Here is a 20709-nt window from a genome sequence, read left to right as displayed (position 1 = left end):
CTAACTAGAATAGCAAAAGAATATGAAAGAGCTAAGGCTAATGAAGGGGAATGAGGCTATTGCAGAAGCTGCGATTCGTTGCGGTTGCGATGGCTACTTTGGATATCCAATTACCCCACAGTCCGAAGTAATGGAAACTCTTATGGTTCGTAAGCCATGGGAGGAAACAGGAATGGTTGTTTTGCAGGCCGAAAGCGAAACATCGTCCATTAACATGCTCTATGGTGGAGCTGCTACCGGAAAAAAAGTAATGACATCGTCTTCGTCGCCAGGCGTTAGCTTGATGTGCGAAGGTTTGACATATTTGGCAGGTGCCGAGCTTCCTTGCTTGGTGGTGAACGTTGTTCGTGGAGGCCCCGGCCTTGGAACGATCCAGCCTGCACAGTCGGACTACTTCCAAGCCGTTAAGGGTGGCGGACACGGCGATTACCATATGATCGTACTTGCCCCTGCTTCGGTTCAAGAAATGTACGACTTCGTTGATCTATCCTTCGAACTTGCATTTAAGTACCGTACCCCAGCCATGATCCTATCTGACGGCGTTATTGGCCAAATGATGGAGAAGGTTTACCTTGATGATTTCAAGCCACGTTGGACAAAAGAAGAGATCATTAAGAACTATGGCGATTGGGCTTGTACCGGCAAGACTGCCGATCGTGAGCGCCATATTGCAACTTCGTTGGAGCTGGAGTCTGCTCGTCAAGAGGTATTCAACCACAAGCTGCAAGCTAAGTACGCTGTGATTCGCGAGAAGGAAGTTCGTTGCGAAGAGATCATGTGCGAGGATGCCGATTACATCATCGTTGCGTACGGATCATCAGCTCGTATATCATCGAAGGCCGTTGAGCTTTGCCGTGCAGAAGGAATTAAGGTTGGTCTTCTTCGTCCAATCACCCTATTCCCTTATCCTACCAAGGAAATTCAAGCACACCTTTCGCACGTAAAGGGATTCCTTTCTGTAGAAATGAGCGCCGGACAAATGGTAGAGGATGTTAAGCTTGCTGTAAACGGACAGGTTCCTGTTTACCATTTCGGTAGGTATGGCGGTATGATCCCTTCGCCAAACGAGGTGGTTGATGCAATTAAGACTAACTTCTTAGGAGGAAAATAGCGATGGCAGAAATTTCAATTCAAGATATCGTAAAACCAGAAAATTTGGTTTACGAAAAAGCAAAAGTGCTTACCGATAATGTAATGCACTACTGCCCCGGATGTACCCACGGCGTTATTCATAAGCTGATTGCCGAGGTTATCGACGAAATGGGCATTCAGGAAGATACCATTGGCGTATCGCCTGTAGGATGTTCGGTGTTGGCCTACAACTACCTCGACATCGACTGGTTGCAAGCCGCTCACGGTCGTGCTCCCGCATTGGCTACCGCTGCTAAGCGTCTTAACCCAGAAAAGCACGTGTTTACCTACCAAGGCGACGGCGACCTTGCCTCGATTGGTACTGCAGAAATTATGCACGCCTGCAACCGTGGAGAGAACATCGTGGTGATCTTCGTTAACAACGCCATCTACGGTATGACCGGTGGACAGATGGCTCCAACTACCCTTATCGGACAAAAAACGGCTACCACTCCTTACGGACGTTCGGTAGAGCTTAACGGACACCCTTTGCGCATTACCGAGCTTATTGCTCAGCTGCCCGGAACTTCGTTTGTAACCCGCCAGAGCGCCCAAACGCCTGCCGCTGTTCGCAAGGCAAAGAAGGCTATTCGTAAGGCTTTCGAAAATGCAGCTGCCCGTAAGGGAACCTCGTTCGTAGAGGTGGTAGGTACTTGCAACTCGGGTTGGAAGCTATCTCCAGTAAAATCGAACCAGTGGATGGAGGAAAACATGTTCCCATACTATCCGCTTGGCGATCTTAAAGACGAATAGCCATTTCTAACATCAAAAGTTCAAAAGCAATGAAAGAAGAAATCATTATAGCTGGATTTGGTGGACAAGGCGTTCTATCAATGGGTAAAATTCTTGCCTACTCGGGCATCATGCAGGGCCAGGAGATTACCTGGATGCCTTCGTACGGCCCTGAGATGCGCGGTGGTACCGCTAACGTTACCGTAATCCTTAGCGATGATCGTATCAGCTCGCCTATTGTTCACGAGTACGATACGGCCATCATCCTTAACCAGCAATCAATGGACAAGTTCGCCGAGCTGGTAAAGCCCGGTGGCGTGCTCATCTACGATCCAAACGGAATCGTTCACCATCCAACCCGTACCGATATCAACATCTACCGTATTGAGGCTGCCGAGGAAGCTGCCCGCATGAACAACGCAAAGGCGTTTAACATGATCGTGCTTGGAGGATTCCTTAGCGTGAAGCCAATCGTGAAGATGGAGAACGTGCGCAAGGGACTCGAGAAGTCGCTTCCAGCTCGCCATCACCACCTCATTCCAATGAACGAGGAGGCCATTCAACGAGGAATGGATGCAGTAAAGGCTGTTAATGTGCTCTAGCAGCAAATGGTTATTATAGGTAAAGAAGCGGTCCTTTGGGGCCGCTTTTTTTATGGGGTAGGGTCGATGAAGTCAACAACGTAATTTCGGTGGTCGCCGTATGCTTTTCGTAAGCTACGAAAATCTCCAAGGGGGCACCGTACGCTTTTCGTAAGCTACGAAAATCTCCTAGGGGTCGCCGTACACCTTTCGTAAGCTACGAAAATCTCCAAGGGGGCACCGTACGCTTTTCGTAAGCTACGAAAATCTCCTAGGGGTCGCCGTACGCTTTTCGTAAGCTACGAAAATCTCCTAGGGGTCGCCGTACACCTTTCGTAAGCTACGGAAATCTCCAAGGGGGCACCGTACGCTTTTCGTAAGCTACGAAGAACTCCCAGGGATCGCCGTGCGCTTTTCGTAAGCTACGAAGATTTCAAGGTGATTTCCTTAGTATATACGCCAATAGAGTTTTTAAAGATAACGTTAGGGTATCTGCTTGACGATGCCGAAATTCTTCGAGACATCAACAACGGGGTTTCCCTTGTAGAAGAGCGTTCCAAAGACGCTGATGGTGCCGGTAAGCTTTTCCACCGCATTTATTCGAGCCTTACCGGTTCCTTCTATGGTTACCATAGCCTTTTGGGTTGCCAAGTTGTACCCGTCGAACATGCCGGACCCCTTCATGCGTAGGTCGAATGTTTTGGATTTCCCCGTGGCCTTAATGTAGGTTGCCCCGCTGGTTTCTACGGCAAGGTGGTTGCATACGAGCGATAGGGTTAGCTTGCTCGAGCCTTTGAGGGTTACCGTTAGCATGTCGAAGGTTAGGGGCCGAGGCGATGCGATATCGGCATACCCATCGATAAAAAGGTTGCTGATGCTCTTAAACGATAGGCGAAGGGTGGGTATTTCGGCGCTTTTAAGGCGCATGCGGCGGTCGCGCTGCTTGGGCATTTCGATTAGGAGCAGCCCTTCGCGGACCGATACCTTAACGCGCTCCAAAATTTGATCTTGTCCGATAATGGTAAGGGTAGGGCTGCTTGCTTGATCCATGTGGATGTTGTAGCTGCCTACTACGGCTATCCGGTTAAAGCTGGGGAGTTTGATGGTTTTGCTGGTGACGTCCGATGCCTCTACGAGTATAGGTAACGTCAGTATTGCGAGGAGTGTGAGCAGTCGTCTCATGGCGGTTGGCTTTCCCTAAAAGTAAGAAAAAAAGGAAGGAAAGTCACCTTAGGAGTAAAAAAAGTAATAGTTCAGTATCATCGGTATCACGATGCACGTATCACGTATCACGAGGCTTACGCCAACTATACTTGACAGCCTAAAAGATGGTTTTGATCGGCTTTCTTGTATCCTGTGCCTTGTGTCTTGGTACCATAGGTGCAAAAAAATTGCCCAGATACTGACTAAGGTATCTGGGCTTGCAAGATCGATATCCTAAGATATCTGGGGTATAAATTGGTTCTGCAAATATAGTAAAAAAACTATTTGGCCACCTGCTTACTGGTGCTAAGTGCTGTTAACAGAATGTACGCCAAGCAAGCTAATGGAACTGCAAATCCGGCGACGATGCTGTTGCTGTAGTCAGCCACCAATCCGAAGAGAAGTGGAACAACGGCACCCCCGATGATGGCGGTTACCATCAATCCCGAAATCTCGTTAGCCTTTTCGGGCATCGAGTCTACGGTAATCGAGAAGATTAGCGGGAAGATGTTGGCAAAGCCGAATCCGATGATAAAAATCGAAACGAAGGCTACGGTTGCGGTTGGCGCAAAAAATAGCACAAGGTTTCCGACAATCGATAGGATGGTGGTGATAACCAGGAAGCGCTTTGGCGACATCCAGTTAAGGATAACCGAGCCAAAGAAACGGCCAGTCATGATGGCGATAAAGAAGAATAAGGTTCCGAGTAGTCCCAGCTTCTTGATGTCGTAGCTGAATACGTCGGCAAGGTAGTTAGGCAGCTTAGACGACATCGAAACCTCGGCACCAACGTAGAGGAAAATGCCCATCACCATAGCTAAGATAAACTTGTTGTTGAGCAGCGAAAGGCACGACTTGAAGGTTGCAGGCTTTGCATTCTCGTCGGGCTTGCTTTCGTGGATGTGCGCGAAAAGGATGTAAACGATGGTTAGTGCAATAAACGCTGAATAGATTGGGAAGAGAATCTTCCAGTCTAGCCCCCAGTACTTAGCGGCAATAAGCGGAACCAACGATCCCGATAGCGAACCGATAGCCTTAACGAACTGTCCAAGCGAAAGGTTGCGAGAGTACTTCCCTTCGGGTGATACGTCGCGCATAATTGGGTTTCCGGCCACTTGAAGGCTTGTAGCACCTGCTCCAAGCATCAGAATGGATACTAGCAGCACCACAAAACTCGAGAAGTTGCCAATAATAGGGAGTATCAGCCCAAGAAGTGCAACGGCAAGACCGAAGATGAGAACTTTCCTTTTTCCGACTCTATCCTGGATAATGCCAAGTGGAATAGAGAGAAGACCAAACATGATAAAACCCATGAAGGTTAAAAGGCCTGCCAAAAAGTTGGATAGGTGAAAATCGCTTTGTACTTGGCTGGTTAGAGGGCCAACTACATCTCCAAAGCCCATGCAGAGGAATGCAAGGAAGATTGGCAGAGCAGATAGATTGCTGCTTTTCTGATTCATTGTCTTTTGCTTTAGTGTTTGAATTTTAGCTACGAAGATAAAAATCCCTATCGATTAATGAATCGTCGATAGGGACTAAAATGCGTATTGTTGTCAGTGTTTTTTACTTGGAGCTAATCCATCGCAATAATGATCTTCCCTTTAGTATGTCCTTCTGATATTTTTTCGTGCGCTAGGGCTGCTTTTTCCAAGGGGTATTCGGCTTCCACGTAAACTGTAAGTTCGCCTTCTTCTACCATTTTTCGAAGGTTGTTAAGGGTCGAAGAGTTTGGCTCTACAAAGCAGTAGCGGTAATCTATCTCCGGTTTTGGTAGGAGAGAGGGCTGTGGTAAGTTTTCTAGTATAGAAACTACCCTGCCCGTGCTTTTTACAATATCGAAGCATTGCTTAAAAACATCACCGCCAACGGTGTCGAAGGCAAGATCTACTCCTTCAGGGAATAGCTTTCGCACCTCTTCTGCCACATTCTGCGTGATGTAGTCGATGGTGTGCTTTGCTCCCAGCTTTTTTAGGTACTCATGATTTCGCTTGCTTGCAATGGCAATAACCTTGGCGTCCTTTTGGGCAGCGAGCTGAACGGCAAACGAACCTACTCCTCCTGACGCTCCCCATATTACGATAGCCTCATTTTTCTTCAGTCCACCATGGGTAAATATAGCCTGATGGGCCGTAAGTCCAGCCAACGGAAGGGCTGCTGCATCGTTAAGGGGTATGTTTTTGGGCGCTTTGGAAATGTACACTTCTGGAACCGTAATGTATTCGGCATAGGTTCCGTGCTGAATGGTTGGCCTACGGCAGTAGCCAATTACTTTTTCTCCAATATCGAATCGGCGGGCGCCAAAGCCATGCTCAACAATTTTACCCGAAAAATCCCATCCAGGAACTATGGGAAAAACACAGGGAACTCGGTTTACGAGCAACCCATTTCGGATTTTTACGTCGACAGGATTAACTCCTGCTGCCGTAACCTTAATCAGAACTTCACCTTCTCTGGGTTTCGGTATATCTCGCTCTACAAGCCTTAAAACCGACGAAGACCCAAATTCGGTATACTGTATTGCTCTCATGTTTTTTTACTTTAGAACATGAGAGAAGCGTAAATGTTGGCAACAAAAAGGCCGCTAGCTTAATTTAGTAGCGGCCCTATACTAATTAAAGGAATGCCTAGTCGTTAAGCAGATCGGGGCGGAGCAGCTTGGTACGGCTCAGAGCCTGATCCTCCTGCCATTTGCTTATTTCCTTAAAGTTTCCTGAAAGTAAAACAGCAGGAACTTCCCACCCGTTGTATACGGCAGGTCTTGTGTAAACTGGGGGGGCAAGCAGCCCATCCTGAAACGAATCGGTTAGCGCCGATGTCTCGTCGGATATTACGCCAGGTACAATACGAACAACGCTGTCTACGATAACTGCAGCAGCAAGTTCGCCGCCCGAAAGAACGTAGTCACCAATCGAAATTTCGAGCGTTACCAGATGCTCGCGGATGCGATGGTCTACACCTTTGTAGTGCCCGCAAAGGATGATGATGTTCTCGAATGTTGCCAGCCTATTCGAAATACCTTGCTTTAGCGTTTTTCCATCTGGGGTTACATAGATAACCTCGTCGTAATGGCGTTCAGCTTTTAGCTTTTCGATGCATCTAAAAATAGGATCGCACATCATTACCATGCCGGCATCGCCTCCAAAAGCATAGTCGTCTACGCTTTTATGCTTATCTGTGCTGTAATCTCTAATGTTGTGGATGACGATTTCCACAAGCCCTTTTTGCTTTGCTCGTTTTATTATGGAGTGGTTAAACGGACTTTCGAGGAGCTCGGGATGGATTGTCAGAATATCAATTCTCATGGTAAATTTTTTGCAAATTTAATTTACCGTTGCATATCGGCAAAGCAACTCGTTATGACTCGCAAAAAGAATGTTAATTACATCGGCTCGCTGGGGGACTTGAATAATAGATGCAGCATGCTTAATTTTGGTTGTTAGGTTAGTTAGGGTCTAAATCAAGGATGCTACTTTGCGGTATGGCCTGTTTTAGACAGGAAGATCGGGTTATAGGCTAATGACGATTACATAGTGCCAATAGCTTTTGTAAACTAAACTAGCCAGATTTGGGTGGATAACCTACTCTGTGCTTAATTATAAGAAGTTGAAGGGTGTTGTAAGTAGTTCTATTTAACAGTCATCTGCTAAAGCCAAAGACCTTTAGGTAAATTATTATTTCGTTTAGCCTTGCTAAATGCTATATTTGCACTTTGGTATTCGAACGAATGCGAATGCAATTGGTAAGAATTTGATGAAACACCAAATTTAATGTTATGGAATCTGAAAGAAATGATGCTCTAGTTCCCGAGGAACAGCTCAACAACCATGTTGAGGATACTGTAGATGCTACCCCTGCTGCCGAAACTGAAGTAGTAGAAGAAGAAGTAACTGAACCTCGTCATAGTGTTGATTTCTCGGAAGAGGAGGCTATGCTTGCTGCTGAGGAAATTGATCTTGGAGAGGAAGAAGAAGGGGAAGATTCAGCCCACCCTGTTGTAGACTATTCTGGATTTTCCCTTCAGGAACTTGTAAAAGCCCTAGAAGCAATTGTTAGCAATGGTTCAGAGGCTTCACGTCGTGAAATAGAGGCCATAAAGATCGCGTTTTATAAAACGCTGCGTGCCGACGTTGAGGCTAAGAAGGCGGAGTTTGTTAAGAATGGTGGCGAAGAAGCCGAGTTTAAAGCTCCAGAATGCCCCGAAGAGCCGATTATTAAAGATCTTATTCTAGCCTATAAAAATGCAAAATACCTTAAGAGTAAGGAAATAGAGGCTGAAAAAGAAAATAACTATAAGGAAAAACTTCAGATACTTGAAGAGTTAAAGGCTCTCTCCGAAGGGTCGGAGGCTCATAACCACACGTTTCAAGAGTTTAGGAACCTTCAAAATAGGTGGAAAGAGATTGGGCAAGTTCCGCAGTCGCATGTAAAAGACCTATGGGACAACTACCACTATCTTGTTGAGAAGTTTTATGACTATATAAAGATCAATCGCGAACTACGCGATCTTGATCTTAAGAAAAACTACGAAGCAAAAATCCTTCTAAGCGAAAAGGCTGAAGAACTGCTACTTGAACCTTCGGTGGTTTTGGCATTCCAAAAGCTTCAGAAGCTTCATGAGCAATGGAGAGAAGTAGGCCCTGTTGCAAAAGAGTTTAAGGAGACCCTATGGGAAAGGTTTAAGGAGGCTACCTCTAAGATTAATAAAAAGCATCAGGAGTTCTACGACCTACAAAAGGATGAGCAAAAGAAAAACTTGGATGCGAAAACGGTTCTTTGCGAAAAGGCAGAGGAACTTTTGACGATCGATCCCAAATCGACTAAGGATTGGAATAAAAGATCGAAAGATTTGATTGAACTTCAAAAGGTTTGGAAGACTATTGGTTTTGCGCCTAAGAAGGAGAATTCAAAGATATACCAACGCTTCCGCGAAGCCTGTGATGCTTTCTTTGTTAAGAAGCGCGAGTTCTACACCCAACTAAAGAGCCAGATAGAGGTAAACCTACAGGCTAAAGTAGAACTTTGTGTTAAGGCCGAAGAAATATCTTCATCGGCCGATTGGAAAAAGGCAACTGACGAACTTATTGCATTACAGAAACAATGGAAAGAAATAGGGCCTGTCCCTCGTAAGCACTCGGATGAGGTTTGGAAGCGTTTCCGTGCAGCCTGCGATTCTTTCTTTACCAGAAAATCGGAGCATTTTTCGGGTATCGATAAGCGCTACGAAGAAAATCTTAGAGCAAAAGAAGCCATAATTGAAGAAATTAAAGCATTTGAGCCTTCAGAAGACATCCCTTCCAATTTTGAATCGTTGAAAGAATTTCAGCGCCGTTGGGCAGAGATCGGCTTTGTCCCAATGAAGGATAAGGAGCGTATTCAAAAAGAGTACCGCGAGATTATCGATGCTCAATTTCAAAAGATTAAAGGAAGCGATGCTGAGCGTAAGATCGTTAAGTTTAAGGGCTGGGTTGAATCGAATACTGGTAGAGGAGATAAAAAGTTCCGTGCAGAACGCGATAAACTTATTGGTAAAATTCGCCAGCTCGAATCGGATATCAGCGTATGGGAAAATAATATTGGGTTCTTTGCCAAATCCAAGAATGCCGATGCATTGATTAAAGAAGTAAATAACAAGATAAATAAGGCAAAAGAAGAGATTGCTCTTATAGAGGAAAAAATCAACCTGATTGATTCTCAGCTACCCGAATAGATTGAAAAAGAACGATAATGGCACAGACTAAGTACATTTTTGTAACTGGAGGTGTAACATCCTCATTGGGAAAAGGAATTATTTCGGCATCGCTAGCAAAGCTATTACAGGCTAGAGGATACTCGGTTACCATTCAGAAGTTAGATCCATACATCAACGTTGATCCAGGGACTTTGAACCCTTACGAACACGGTGAATGCTATGTGACAGAGGATGGTGCAGAAACCGATCTCGACCTTGGGCATTACGAGCGTTTTACCAATAAGCCAACCTCTCAGGCAAATAATGTAACTACCGGAAGGATATACCAGTCGGTAATAAATAAGGAGCGCCGTGGAGAGTATCTTGGGAAAACGGTGCAGGTTATTCCTCATATTACGGATGAAATTAAGCGTTGTATTAAGGTTTTGGGAACCAAAAACAAGTACGATGTTGTAATTACTGAGATTGGGGGAACGGTGGGCGATATAGAGTCACTTCCATACGTAGAGGCTGTTCGTCAGCTTCGCTGGGAACTCGGTTCTACAAACTCGTTGGTGATTCACCTCACGCTTGTTCCGTACCTTGCTGCTGCAGGAGAACCAAAGACAAAGCCAACGCAGCACTCTGTAAAAATGCTGCTTGAAACTGGAGTACAGCCAGATATACTGGTACTTAGAACCGAGAAGCCTCTTACTGTTGAAATAAAGAAAAAGGTAGCTCTTTTCTGTAATGTTGATAAGGATTCTGTGATCGAATCGGTTGATGTTCCTACTATCTACGAGGTGCCTCTTGAGATGCTTAAGCAGAAGCTTGATCTTACGGTACTTCGTAAGCTAAATTTACCTTCGGACAATGAAGTAGAACTGTCTGACTGGACACGGTTGGTTGATAGTATTAAGCACCCTAAGCATGAGGTTAGCATTGCACTTGTAGGTAAGTATACCGAACTTCATGATGCCTACAAGTCAATTGTAGAGGCATTTATCCATGGAGGAGCCTCAAATTCGTGCAAGGTTAAGATTAAGTGGGTAAATTCCGAAAAGATAGGCGAAGATAATGTTGCCACTCTTTTAGGTGATGTTCAAGGCGTTTTGGTTGCTCCCGGTTTTGGGCATCGAGGTATCGAAGGTAAGATTTCGGCCATTAAGTATGCTCGCGAAAACCAAGTTCCATTTTTTGGAATATGCCTTGGCATGCAGTGCGCTGTAATCGAGTTTGCCCGTAACGTGCTCAAAATGGCAGAGGCTAACTCTACCGAGATGGTGGTGTCGACTCCATATCCTGTGATCGACTTAATGGAAGATCAAAAAGAGATTACGGATAAGGGCGGTACCATGAGGCTTGGTGCTTATCCTTGTGTTCTTGTTAAGGACTCGTTGGCGTATAAGGCGTACAAGTTGGAGGAAATCTCTGAAAGACATCGTCATCGCTATGAGTTTAATAACCAATACTTGGAGCAGTTTGAGGCTGCCGGCATGAAGCCTGTTGGAACAAATCCTGACACAAACTTGGTTGAGGTTGTAGAGATTCCTTCGCATCCTTACTTTGTTGGGGTCCAATTCCACCCAGAGTATAAGAGCACGGTGGCTAACCCTCATCCGCTTTTTGTTGCTTTTGTAAAAGCAGCATTAAAGTACAAGAACGAAAAGTGTAAATAAAGAACAACGTATTTAAATGGATAAAAAAAGTATTATCGGCTTGGTGATAATAGGTGCAATCCTTATCGGATTCAGCTACTACAACAACCGACAAATGGAAAAGTATCAAAAAGAGCAGGCGGCTATCGATTCGGTTGCTCGGGCAAAGATGCCTAAGGATGCTTCCAAACAAGCGGCTCTTGCTGCTCAAGATCAGCTTCAAAAGGAGAATGCTATAAACGACAGCCTTGAAGTTGCTGCTATTTCAGAAACGGTTGGGGCTACTATGGCTACTGCTGTGAGAGGTACTGAGGAATTCTATACTTTGCAAAATGATAGAGTAAAAGTTGTATTCTCGAACAAGGGAGGACGAATTGCTTCTGTTGAGCTTTTAAAGTATAAGCGATATAACGGAGATAAGCTAGTTCTTTTTACCCCGGAAAGAAGCCAGTTTGACCTAAACCTATTTATTGGTCAGAGCATCTCTACTTCAAGGTTTTACTTTCAACCTGTAAACGTTGCTAAAAATGCGGCTATTTCTTCTACAGATTCGGTTAAGAGTGCTGCATTTCGTTTGTATACCGATGCATCGAGCTATATAGAGTACGTTTACACCCTTAAAAAGGGAAGCTACATGGTTGACTTTAAGGTAAACTTTGTAGGATTGGAACGCAAGCTTCCTTCAAATATGACCAGCTTAGACATTAGCTGGGCTATGGATGCTCCTCAGCAGGAAAAGGGCTTTAAGAACGAGAATAACTATACGGCAATTAGCTATAAATTCCCTGGGGAAGAAGGGGATATGGAGGAGTTATCTCCAATGAAGGATGCTGTGAGCGAAAAGGTGACAACCAAATTGCAATGGGTTGACTTTAAGCAGCAGTTTTTTTCCTCTATTCTTGTTGCTAAAAACAGTTTTACATCAGGAGACTTAGCACAAACTACACATAAGCCAGATTCTGGGTTTGTAAAGAACTTTAAAGCGACGCTTCAAGTTCCTTTTACTGCAGCAACAAAGAATCTAGATTTCTCTTTCTACTTTGGTCCAAACCTTTTCAACGAGCTTAAAAAGCACGATTTGGGCTTCGAAAAGGTTGTTCCTCTAGGTTCGTGGATTATTCGTTGGATTAACCGCTGGGTAGTGATTCCTGTATTCGATATGCTAGAGTCGCATATTGCTAGTTTTGGTATAATCATTCTTATTCTTACGATCTTAATAAAGCTGGTTCTGTTTCCGCTCACCTACAAGTCGTACCTTTCGATGGCGAAGATGAGGGTGCTAAAGCCAGAGGTTGATCAGATTAATGCAAAGTATCCTAAAAAGGAAGATGCGCTTAAGAAGCAGCAGGAGGTAATGGCCCTTTACCGTAAAACTGGAGTTAACCCAATGGGTGGATGTTTGCCAATGCTACTACAGCTGCCAATCCTTTTTGCGATGTTTAAGTTCTTCCCTGCATCATTTGAGCTTCGTCAGGAGAGCTTCCTTTGGGCTGATGACTTGTCTGCGTTTGACTCTATTCTGAAGCTGCCATTCGAAATTCCGTTGTATGGTGGTCACGTTAGCTTGTTTACGCTCTTAATGGCAGTGTCGTTATACCTGACATCGAAGATTAATATGGGGCAAATGGCCGATACTAACCAGCAAATGCCTGGGATGAAGTTTATGACCCTTTATATGATGCCTGTGATGATGCTGCTCTGGTTTAACAACTATGCGGCTGGTTTGAGCTACTACTATCTGCTGTCGAACCTTATAACCTTAGGACAAACCTACATTATTCGCCAAACGGTTGATGATGAGGCTGTGCATGCTAAGCTAAAGGAAAATAGCAAGAAGCCTGTTAAAAAGTCTCGTTTCCAACAAAAGTTGGAGGAAATGGCTAAGCAGCAAAAAAGAAGGTAGAGATTATCTAATAAATCTAATAAATAGAAAAGGTCACCCTAAGGGTGGCCTTTTATCGTGTAATGCATGTTCCTGATGGTAGGATATGGTGGATAATAATGCTCTGCAGACGCTTTATTAGTTTTTGTTTTCTTGTTACATGGCGCTAATACTTCATCTTATGTTACTCAACTTATAGTTAAGTAGAAATATTGCTGTATGTTAACATTATTTTTATATGTGATCATTGCTGAAACTGTTGAAAAATAGAAGATTGACGTATTTCTTTATGCCATAATCCACGTTCGCAGTAGATTAGACGAACGTGGTTGGCTGTTGCACATGTTCGTTATTTTAAGCCTTTGCTATTCTTTTTTGGGGAATTTGTTTCATAGGCTAAGCTAAAAAAACGCATTTTGGGTTCATTTTTTTGTATAATTAAAAACAACCACTATATTGCACGATCTTTAATTAAATGGGTAAATCCTTTTTAATATGACAGCAAAATTCAGCAAGACACGCGAAACCATTTTGGATGTTTCCCGGAATGTTTTTGGGGAAATGGGCTACTATAACGCCACAATTAATGATATTGCGCTTGCATGCAATAGGGGGAGACGCACCATATACACCTACTTTAAGTCGAAGGATGAGATTTACAATGAGGTAATAAAGGTAGAGTCTGCTAAGATGGCTGCAGAGCTGCAAAGTTATTTCTCAAACATCATCGATCCACGCGAAAAGCTAAGGATGTATATCGTTAAGCGTATGGAAATCATACGTAACCTAGTTTACGCCCATACTGCTCTGAAAACTTGCTTCTTTAAGGAGAAGGCACACCTGGATCTGATTCGTCGCGAATTTGACAAGGAAGAGGTTAAAATTCTTTTGAGCATTCTTGATGAGGGAATTCGTCGAAATGTTTTTCAGGTGCTAAATATGAGCTTAACCGCCCACAATCTATTGGTTACGCTAAAAGCTTTCGAGTCTAGCTTTATGGAAATGAATCCTGACGAGGCTTTAAAGCAACGGCAACTCGATATTATTAGAATTGTTATTTTCGGCGTTTTCAACAATAGTAGCCTGAGGTAGAAGGGTTGGCGGGTGGTCATTTTTTCTTAAACTAAATATGTACATTAATGCAATTGGCCACTATTTGCCATCAGAGGTAGTTCCAAACAGCTACTTTAAAGAGGTAAATGGTTTGAGCGATGAGTGGATTTTTCAGAGAACGGGAATAAAGGAAAGGCGTAAGGCATCGGCTGAGGAGAATTCGAATTCTATGGCTATTAGCGCAATAAGCAACACTGTTGCGTCTATTTGCTATCCTATAGAAGAGGTTGATCTGGTAGTAGGTGCAACCTATACCCCCTACGATACGGTAGGTACAATTGCCCATGTTGTTCAGCGGCACTTCGACATCACAAATGCTGCGGCTCTAACCATAACTTCTGCTTGTTCGTCGCTAATTAATGCAATAGAAATTGTAGAAGGATACTTTGCAATGGGCAAGGCAACCAAAGCGCTGGTTGTTGCTTCTGAGCATAACACTTACTACAGCAACGATAGCGATGAGAAATGTGGCCACTTGTGGGGCGATGGCGCTGCAGCTGTATTCCTATCTAAAGATCGGTTATCGGAGACTGATATGCTTGTAGAGGGTGTTGTTACGCATGGTTTGGGGCATATTGGTCGAGGTCCCGAAGGGGTGTTGTTACTCCCGAAGGAGTGCGGCATTGTAATGCCTTACGGTAAGGATGTGTTTGTTAATGCCTGTACTTTCATGATTCAGGGATTAAAGGAACTGCTGGATGCTAAAGGGCTATCGTTTGGTGACCTAGATTATATAGTTCCACATCAGGCAAACATGCGTATTATTACCCAGATAGCATCAATGCTAGATTTTCCTCTCGAAAAGATATTCGCCAATATCGAATTGTTCGGTAATACTGGCTGTGGAAGTACAGCAATTGCGCTTTCGCAGAACAAAGATAAGTTTGTTAAGAACGATTTACTTGGAATAACCGTTTTTGGAGGAGGCTATTCTAGTGGGGCAATGCTGGTTCGTGTATAAAGCATTGGATATAAAAATTGGCATGATACATGGTGTACCGAAAGGCTACACCTTTTTTTGTGCTCACTCGTTAATATTGATCCTTTAAAAGCCCGCGAGTACTTGTGAAAAAGCTGATGAGTTCTTGAATGAAGGTACGAGGTTGTTTTGCCTTACTGTTGATTTCGTTCGCTTTAAAAGGTTTGTCGGTTGATTTTTATGGTACGAGTTCTACTCCATTTGTATACAGGAAGCATTAAGCAACTAGGGGCAGCATCCGTTCGTTAAATAGGCTATATTACCTATTGCACTCATGGCTAGTATGGGGTAATATACGTTTGGTTTACCTTCGGCATATTGGGTAGTAATTGCTATATTCGCTACCAAACCTTTACTTTATCTGATGTGGCGATTTCTTGGGCTGTTAGCGCTTAGTTTTACGGCTGCAATTCCCGCTCTATCGCAGGGGAAACTTAGTGTTGTTGGATATGTTTCGGATTCAACAGGGAAAAAAGCGGTAGAGTTTGCTGTGGTTGCGCTGCTTTCCAGCCGTGATTCTAGTGTTGTTGGTTCGGCGGTTACCGACGTTAATGGAGTTTTTGAGGTGCGAAATGTTGTGCCAGGTAGGTTCCTAGTTCGGGTATCCCACATGTCCTTTGAGTCGATGGCCAAGCGCATAGTAGCGCGAAGCGAAACCGGAGTTTTTAATGCTGGCAATATTCGGTTAGCTAGAAAGCAAATAGCCCTCGATGAGGTGGTGGTGGTCGGAAAGAGTACTCCCATTCGGATTGCAAAAGATACCCTGGAGTTTAATGCTGGATCGTATAGACCCCGAGAGCAGGATGTGGTGGCCGATGTGCTGCGCAAGCTTCCGGGCGTTACGGTAGCCAAGGATGGTTCGGTAACCATAAATGGTAAGCCTGTAACGCAAATTATGGTCGATGGTAAAAAGTTCTTCCTTAACGATCCATCGTTAGCAACGCAGAACCTCCCTGCCGATATTGTTGATAAAATTCAGGTCGTAAATAAGAAAAGCGATCAGGCCGAGTTTACCAAGGTTGATGATGGCCAAACTGAAAAGGTAATCAACCTAACACTAAAAAAGGAGAAGAAAAGGGGGATATTTGGTTCGTATAGGCTTGGAGCAGGATCGAATGATAGCTACGATTTGGGTGCGCGGATTGGTGGATTTAGAAACGCTACACAGGCGGTTGCTATGGGGAACTACAACAATATAAACCGACAGGGAACGGGTAGCGGTGTTGCTTTCCCGAATGCCAGCCGGCAGGGGATTCTAACCTCCGGAAATGCGGCCTTAAACCTCAACTACGAACCCAACTCTAAGCTGAATGCAAATGGGAGCTACCGTTTTGGTTATGGTAGTTCCGATAGGGAAACGAACTCCAATAGGCAGACCTTTGAGGATAAAGGAACCTTTAACAGCGATAGCTACTCCTCTGGCAACTCCTTAAGCCGTTCGCATAGCATGTACTCGCGCATCGAGTATCGGCACGATACAACGCTCTCGCTTATCATTACGCCCAACGTGCAACTTTCTACTGGCGATTCGTACGATGAGGGGAGTTCGCATCTCTTTGACGAAAACGCTGCGCTGGTAAACTCGGAGGAGCGCACCTCCTCGCGTATTTCTGAATCTGTAAACTATGGATTAGGACTTTTGGTGCAGAAGCGGCTTAAGCATCCCCGCCAAACGCTTTCGGTTAGTATGGATAGCCGTGCTAATGATAGCAGCAGCGATGTTCTTACCTTTCAGAAAAACTACTATGCTGTAAAGGATTCTACCAACATCCGTAACCAAAGCATCGATGTTGATGGCGGAGGTGGCTCGTTTTCTTCTCGACTAGCCTATACGCACCCTATTGGAAAATACCTTACGGCAGAGTTTAGCTACCGCTTTCAGTACGGGACTTCGAGGAGCACGAATGCAGCATTCGACTTTAATCCTTCTACCGGAAACTACGATGTTGAGAATAGCCTCTACTCAAAAAACTACAGGAACAGCGAGTGTAAGAATGCTGCTGGTGTTTACCTGAACTTTGCAAAAGGAGCGCTAGTAGCCAACATAGGCGCTAATGCTAACGTAGTTAACCAGGATTACCGAAACCAGATTGGGTTTGTGTGGTTGGATACGGCTCTTGTTTTTCGGAATATTTCTCCTTCGTTGGTTGTGTCGTTTAGCCATAAAGAAAGCCACGATGTACGCTTTAGCTACAATGGGAATACCCGTCAGCCGAGCGTAGAGCAGTTGCACCCTGTTCAAAATCCAAGTACGCCTAACAGCATACAGTTGGGCAACTCATCGCTAAAAGAGGAGTTCAACCACAACCTTTCGCTTAGCTATAGCTATTTTAATAAGGAAACTTTCTTTTCGTTTAACAATAGCCTTAGCGGAAGCATCACTTCCGATGCAATAGTAGGGAAAAGCTACCGTGATGACTTAGGAAAGTACTACCATCAGGCTGTTAATGTCGATGGGCGCTATCAATTAGGCAGTTTTACTACTGTTGGGAAATCAGTGCTTGCAAATAAGCTGCACCTGTCAGTATCGGTGGATGTAGACTATAGCCGCACGCCGGGCTTTGCCAATTTGGTAAAGTATTTCTCTAATCAATTTGCAGTAGAAGAAGGGCTAAAAGCTTATCTGACGCTTGATTTTCTTGAGGTTGGGGCTGATTGCAGCTACTCCTACAACTTAGTTCGCTACGAGGGGCTTTCTGGCTATTCTTCGATTCAGTACACGCGTAAGCGTTATTCATCTCTTGCCGTAGAGGGAAGCATAACGGCTCGTTTACCGGGCAATTTTGAGGTTAAGTCTACACTAGATGCTTCGCGCAAGTATGGCGATTTGTCTAGCGGTGGCGACAAATCCTACCTGTGGAATGGTGCGATAACCAAGAAGTTTCTTAAGAATAAATCGTTGTCTCTTACCGTTATGGCATTTGATATTCTGAATAAGTATAAGCCTTATAGCAGAAACGTATCTGCCAGCTATATCGAAGAGGTGAGGTACAAATCCATGTCTCAGCTGTTTATGGCCACGCTATCCTATACCCTAAATAAGTTTGGTGGCGATGTGAGAAGGAAGTAGTATGCATAATATACGTTGCTTCTTAGATTTCGATTTTGTATGAATATTCGACCTTGCTAGCATGTAAATGCTTAGCAAAAGAAAAAAGCGGAAACCCGTAGGGATTCCCGCTTTTCTATGTTAGAACAAGGCTTACATCATTTCTTCGTCCATGCTATTTTGATCTTGCTGCTTTTGTGGTTTACGCTTAAAGTCGTTAATGCGGTAGGTAAACCCTAGGAAGACGTTTGGTGTCTGCCTCCAGCTCTTAGAGTAGGAGGTATAGTTAGGTCCAAACCCATCAGTGATATACCTTCCGGTGTCAAATATATCGCTAACCCTTAGGCTAACGTCGCCTTTCCCTTTAAGTATGGAGTAACGAGCTCCCATGTCTACGGTGTAGCTCGCATGAGATTTTCCTTGAGAAGCACCGCCCATTCCACGGAATCCTCCAGCCCCAGTAGTAACAACTGGTGATCTGTAGTTGTACATGGCTTGTAGGCTAAATTGCTTGCTTAGGAACCAGTTTGATGTGGCCCTTAGCGTCCACGAGTCGGAGTCCTTTGTCTTATTGTCAAGCACGCTGCTGTTGTCGGTAAGCTTTGTGTGGAAGTAACTGTAGCTCCAGTTGGTATTCCACCACTTAAAAATGTTGATGTTTGCCGCAGCTTCGGCACCATACGATTCGCCGCTGTTGAGGTTAACAAAGGTGGTGAAAGAGCGAAGGGCATCTACCTGCTGGCGTATAGTGGCAACAATGCCGGTTGTTTTACGGTAGAAAGCGGTAAGCGATACCGAATTCTTGTTGAAGATGCGAGTGTATCCAACTTCGAACGAATTGATGTACTCAGGATCTAGGTCGGGATTTCCCTGTGATGTATTGAGCGTATCGGCACGGTTAACGAATGGGTTTAGCGACCACATTCTTGGTCTGTTGGTGCGTCGGCTATAGTTAATGCCGAACTCGTTGTTATCGTTGGGTGCATACTTTACGAATGCCGAAGGGAAGAAGTCGAAGAAGTTCTTCCTGAACGAGGTATTTTCGGTCTTCTGCTCGCCATGGGTGTCGGCATTTTCGGCACGAAGCCCTGCTTGAGCCTTAAATTTGCCGATGCTAATACCGTAGTTTGCGTATACAGCATTTACTGTTTGGCGGTAGTCGAAATCATTGGTGTATTGAGGCTGTAGAACGGGTGCCGTATTTTCGGCGTAAGCTTTTGACAGATCGTAGGTCGATTTGCTTAGGCTGTTCGATAGCATATAGCCAACCTCTACGCGTCCCATTTCGGCCAAAGGAAGAACGTAGTCTGTACGGAACATGGTTCTTACGTTGTCGTTATTGCTATTGGTAAGCTGATGGGTGTAGGGGGTTAAAGGTTTCGTAAAATTATTTTCTGGCGTCTTTGTGTTTTGCTCTATGGAGGTTTGCTCCATCTCGTTGTTTCCCCTATCGATGTTAAACTCGGCAGTAAGCTCTTCGCCTTCGCGGGCAAAGGTACGCTTGTAGGCTAAGTCGTACTCAAAGCCACCTTTGTTAGAGCCTTTGTTCTTGGTGTATCGATTGTAGTCGTACATCTTCACTCCGTTGCTATTGGTGTAGCCTGTTGCTTCATCGTTAGATCTCATGCTTCTGGGCTCAAGCGTAAACGAGGTGTTCAGCGTATTTTTATCGTTGAGGTAGTAGTCTATTCCCGCTTGAATGTTCTGCATCCTCATTTTATTGTCAGTAGTCGTGTTTCTTTGCTGGAAGGTGTTGGTTCCATTAAAGGTGCTGTTCGACCATGAGTCTTGGTAGCTCTCTCCATTGAATGAGCGAAGCGTGTAGTTGGTGAAGAAGTTAACCTTATTCTTGCGGTAGTTTAGGGTTGCCGATCCCATCCACTTGTTGTTGTAGCCGGCATTTAGGTTTACCATGCCGTTTAGTCCGCGCTGTATGTTCTTCTTTAGGATAATGTTGATGATACCCGACATACCTTCGGGATCATACTTGGCCGAAGGGTTGCTAATAATTTCAACGCGCTGAATAAGGTGTGCTGGCATTTGGTCGAGGCTTACAAGGTTCGAAGGTCTTCCATCAATAAGAATGGTAACGCTCGATCCTCGCATGGATACGTTGCCGTCGAAATCAACTGCAACAGCAGGCAGCGATTGCATAATGTCTAGTGCAGTTCCACCTGTGCCGTACATGCTTCGGTCGATGTTGTACACCTTCTTGTCGAGGTTGTTTTGCACCTCGTTTTTACGGCCAACTACCGTTACCTCTTCTATGTTTTTTGATGAAGGGTTAATGTCTATTTTCCCCACATCGGTTGTTGGTTGGTTTGCCTTCACATCCTTAACTACCGATGTCGAGTAGCCGATGAATTTAACCTTTAGCGTGTATATTCCGTAAGGTATTCTATCTATGGAAAACTTTCCTGCATTATCGGAAATGCCTCCGGTAACAAGCGTGCTATCCTTTGCCCGGTAGATGGCAATGTTGGCGTATTCGACGGGCTTACTGGTCGATTTGTCGATAACGGTTCCCGTTATCTTGGTAAGCTTAAGCGATCCTGCTGGGTTAGCTCCATGGCTTGCCCCCGACCCACCCGAACGCTGCTGGGCAGCACTGCTTAGGGCAGATCCTAAGATGAATGCTAGGATTACAATTTTAAAAGTGTTCGAACTCATTAGTCGATTTTTGATTTACGTATTGGCTTTACTCGGATTTAGA

14 protein-coding genes are annotated in these 20709 nt (G+C 44.6%); 9 read left to right on the top strand and 5 right to left on the bottom strand.

Going from position 1 to position 20709, the window contains the following annotated elements; translation table 11 throughout:
- Window positions 1-22: 22 nt before the first annotated feature.
- Genes CLV25_RS11840 through CLV25_RS11830 form a run of 3 tightly spaced genes read left to right on the top strand, consistent with a single transcriptional unit; the run spans window position 23 to window position 2465 of the window.
- Window positions 23-1111 (top strand): 3-methyl-2-oxobutanoate dehydrogenase subunit VorB, encoded by a 1089-nt coding sequence (locus CLV25_RS11840; RefSeq protein WP_131839867.1) that lies wholly within the window; start codon window positions 23-25, stop codon window positions 1109-1111.
- A gap of 2 nt (window positions 1112-1113) precedes the next feature.
- The gene (locus CLV25_RS11835; RefSeq protein ID WP_394345241.1) at window positions 1114-1884 is read left to right on the top strand and encodes a thiamine pyrophosphate-dependent enzyme; all 771 of its coding nucleotides are present in this window, start codon (window positions 1114-1116) and stop codon (window positions 1882-1884) included.
- A 29-nt stretch (window positions 1885-1913) separates the two neighbouring features.
- Entirely contained in the window at window positions 1914-2465 is a 552-nt protein-coding gene (locus CLV25_RS11830) for a 2-oxoacid:acceptor oxidoreductase family protein (RefSeq protein WP_131839866.1), read from the top strand.
- A 462-nt stretch (window positions 2466-2927) separates the two neighbouring features.
- Here the strand turns inward: CLV25_RS11830 and CLV25_RS11825 are convergent, their stop codons facing one another.
- The 4 genes from CLV25_RS11825 to trmD all read right to left on the bottom strand — a co-directional run bounded on the left by CLV25_RS11825 (window position 2928) and on the right by trmD (window position 6949).
- Complete coding sequence (locus CLV25_RS11825; protein WP_131839865.1) at window positions 2928-3626, bottom strand: head GIN domain-containing protein; 699 nt, start codon at window positions 3624-3626, stop codon at window positions 2928-2930.
- A 302-nt stretch (window positions 3627-3928) separates the two neighbouring features.
- On the bottom strand, window positions 3929-5107 hold the full coding sequence (locus CLV25_RS11820) for an MFS transporter (RefSeq protein ID WP_131839864.1): 1179 nt from the start codon (window positions 5105-5107) through the stop codon (window positions 3929-3931).
- A gap of 113 nt (window positions 5108-5220) precedes the next feature.
- Window positions 5221-6174 carry an NADP-dependent oxidoreductase gene (locus tag CLV25_RS11815; protein WP_131839863.1) on the bottom strand — a complete coding sequence of 318 codons (954 nt, stop codon included), beginning with the start codon at window positions 6172-6174 and terminating at the stop codon, window positions 5221-5223.
- A 97-nt stretch (window positions 6175-6271) separates the two neighbouring features.
- Window positions 6272-6949 (bottom strand): tRNA (guanosine(37)-N1)-methyltransferase TrmD, encoded by a 678-nt coding sequence (gene trmD / locus CLV25_RS11810; protein WP_131839862.1) that lies wholly within the window; start codon window positions 6947-6949, stop codon window positions 6272-6274.
- Window positions 6950-7419: 470 nt separating this feature from the next.
- Here trmD and CLV25_RS11805 point away from each other — a divergent pair, with 470 nt between their 5' ends.
- The 6 genes from CLV25_RS11805 (at window position 7420) to CLV25_RS11780 (ending at window position 18017) form a co-directional block, all read left to right on the top strand.
- Complete coding sequence (locus CLV25_RS11805) at window positions 7420-9354, top strand: DUF349 domain-containing protein (protein ID WP_131839861.1); 1935 nt, start codon at window positions 7420-7422, stop codon at window positions 9352-9354.
- Window positions 9355-9371: 17 nt separating this feature from the next.
- On the top strand, window positions 9372-10994 hold the full coding sequence (locus CLV25_RS11800; protein ID WP_131839860.1) for a CTP synthase: 1623 nt from the start codon (window positions 9372-9374) through the stop codon (window positions 10992-10994).
- A gap of 16 nt (window positions 10995-11010) precedes the next feature.
- Entirely contained in the window at window positions 11011-12876 is a 1866-nt protein-coding gene (yidC, locus tag CLV25_RS11795) for a membrane protein insertase YidC (RefSeq protein WP_131839859.1), read from the top strand.
- 474 nt (window positions 12877-13350) lie between these two features.
- Window positions 13351-13947 (top strand): TetR/AcrR family transcriptional regulator, encoded by a 597-nt coding sequence (locus CLV25_RS11790; RefSeq protein ID WP_131839858.1) that lies wholly within the window; start codon window positions 13351-13353, stop codon window positions 13945-13947.
- A gap of 37 nt (window positions 13948-13984) precedes the next feature.
- A complete protein-coding gene (locus tag CLV25_RS11785) occupies window positions 13985-14929 on the top strand; it encodes a 3-oxoacyl-ACP synthase III family protein (RefSeq protein ID WP_131839857.1) in 945 nt (314 codons plus the stop codon).
- Between the two features lie 382 nt (window positions 14930-15311).
- Entirely contained in the window at window positions 15312-18017 is a 2706-nt protein-coding gene (locus tag CLV25_RS11780) for an outer membrane beta-barrel protein (protein WP_131839856.1), read from the top strand.
- A 132-nt stretch (window positions 18018-18149) separates the two neighbouring features.
- Here CLV25_RS11780 and CLV25_RS11775 read toward each other — a convergent pair whose 3' ends face one another.
- The gene (locus tag CLV25_RS11775) at window positions 18150-20666 is read right to left on the bottom strand and encodes an outer membrane beta-barrel family protein (RefSeq protein ID WP_131839855.1); all 2517 of its coding nucleotides are present in this window, start codon (window positions 20664-20666) and stop codon (window positions 18150-18152) included.
- Window positions 20667-20709 lie beyond the last annotated feature (43 nt).

The organism is Acetobacteroides hydrogenigenes, from assembly GCF_004340205.1.
In the GTDB taxonomy this organism is placed as follows: Bacteria; Bacteroidota; Bacteroidia; order Bacteroidales; family ZOR0009; genus Acetobacteroides; species Acetobacteroides hydrogenigenes.
This window is presented reverse-complemented; position numbering and strand designations above follow the sequence as displayed.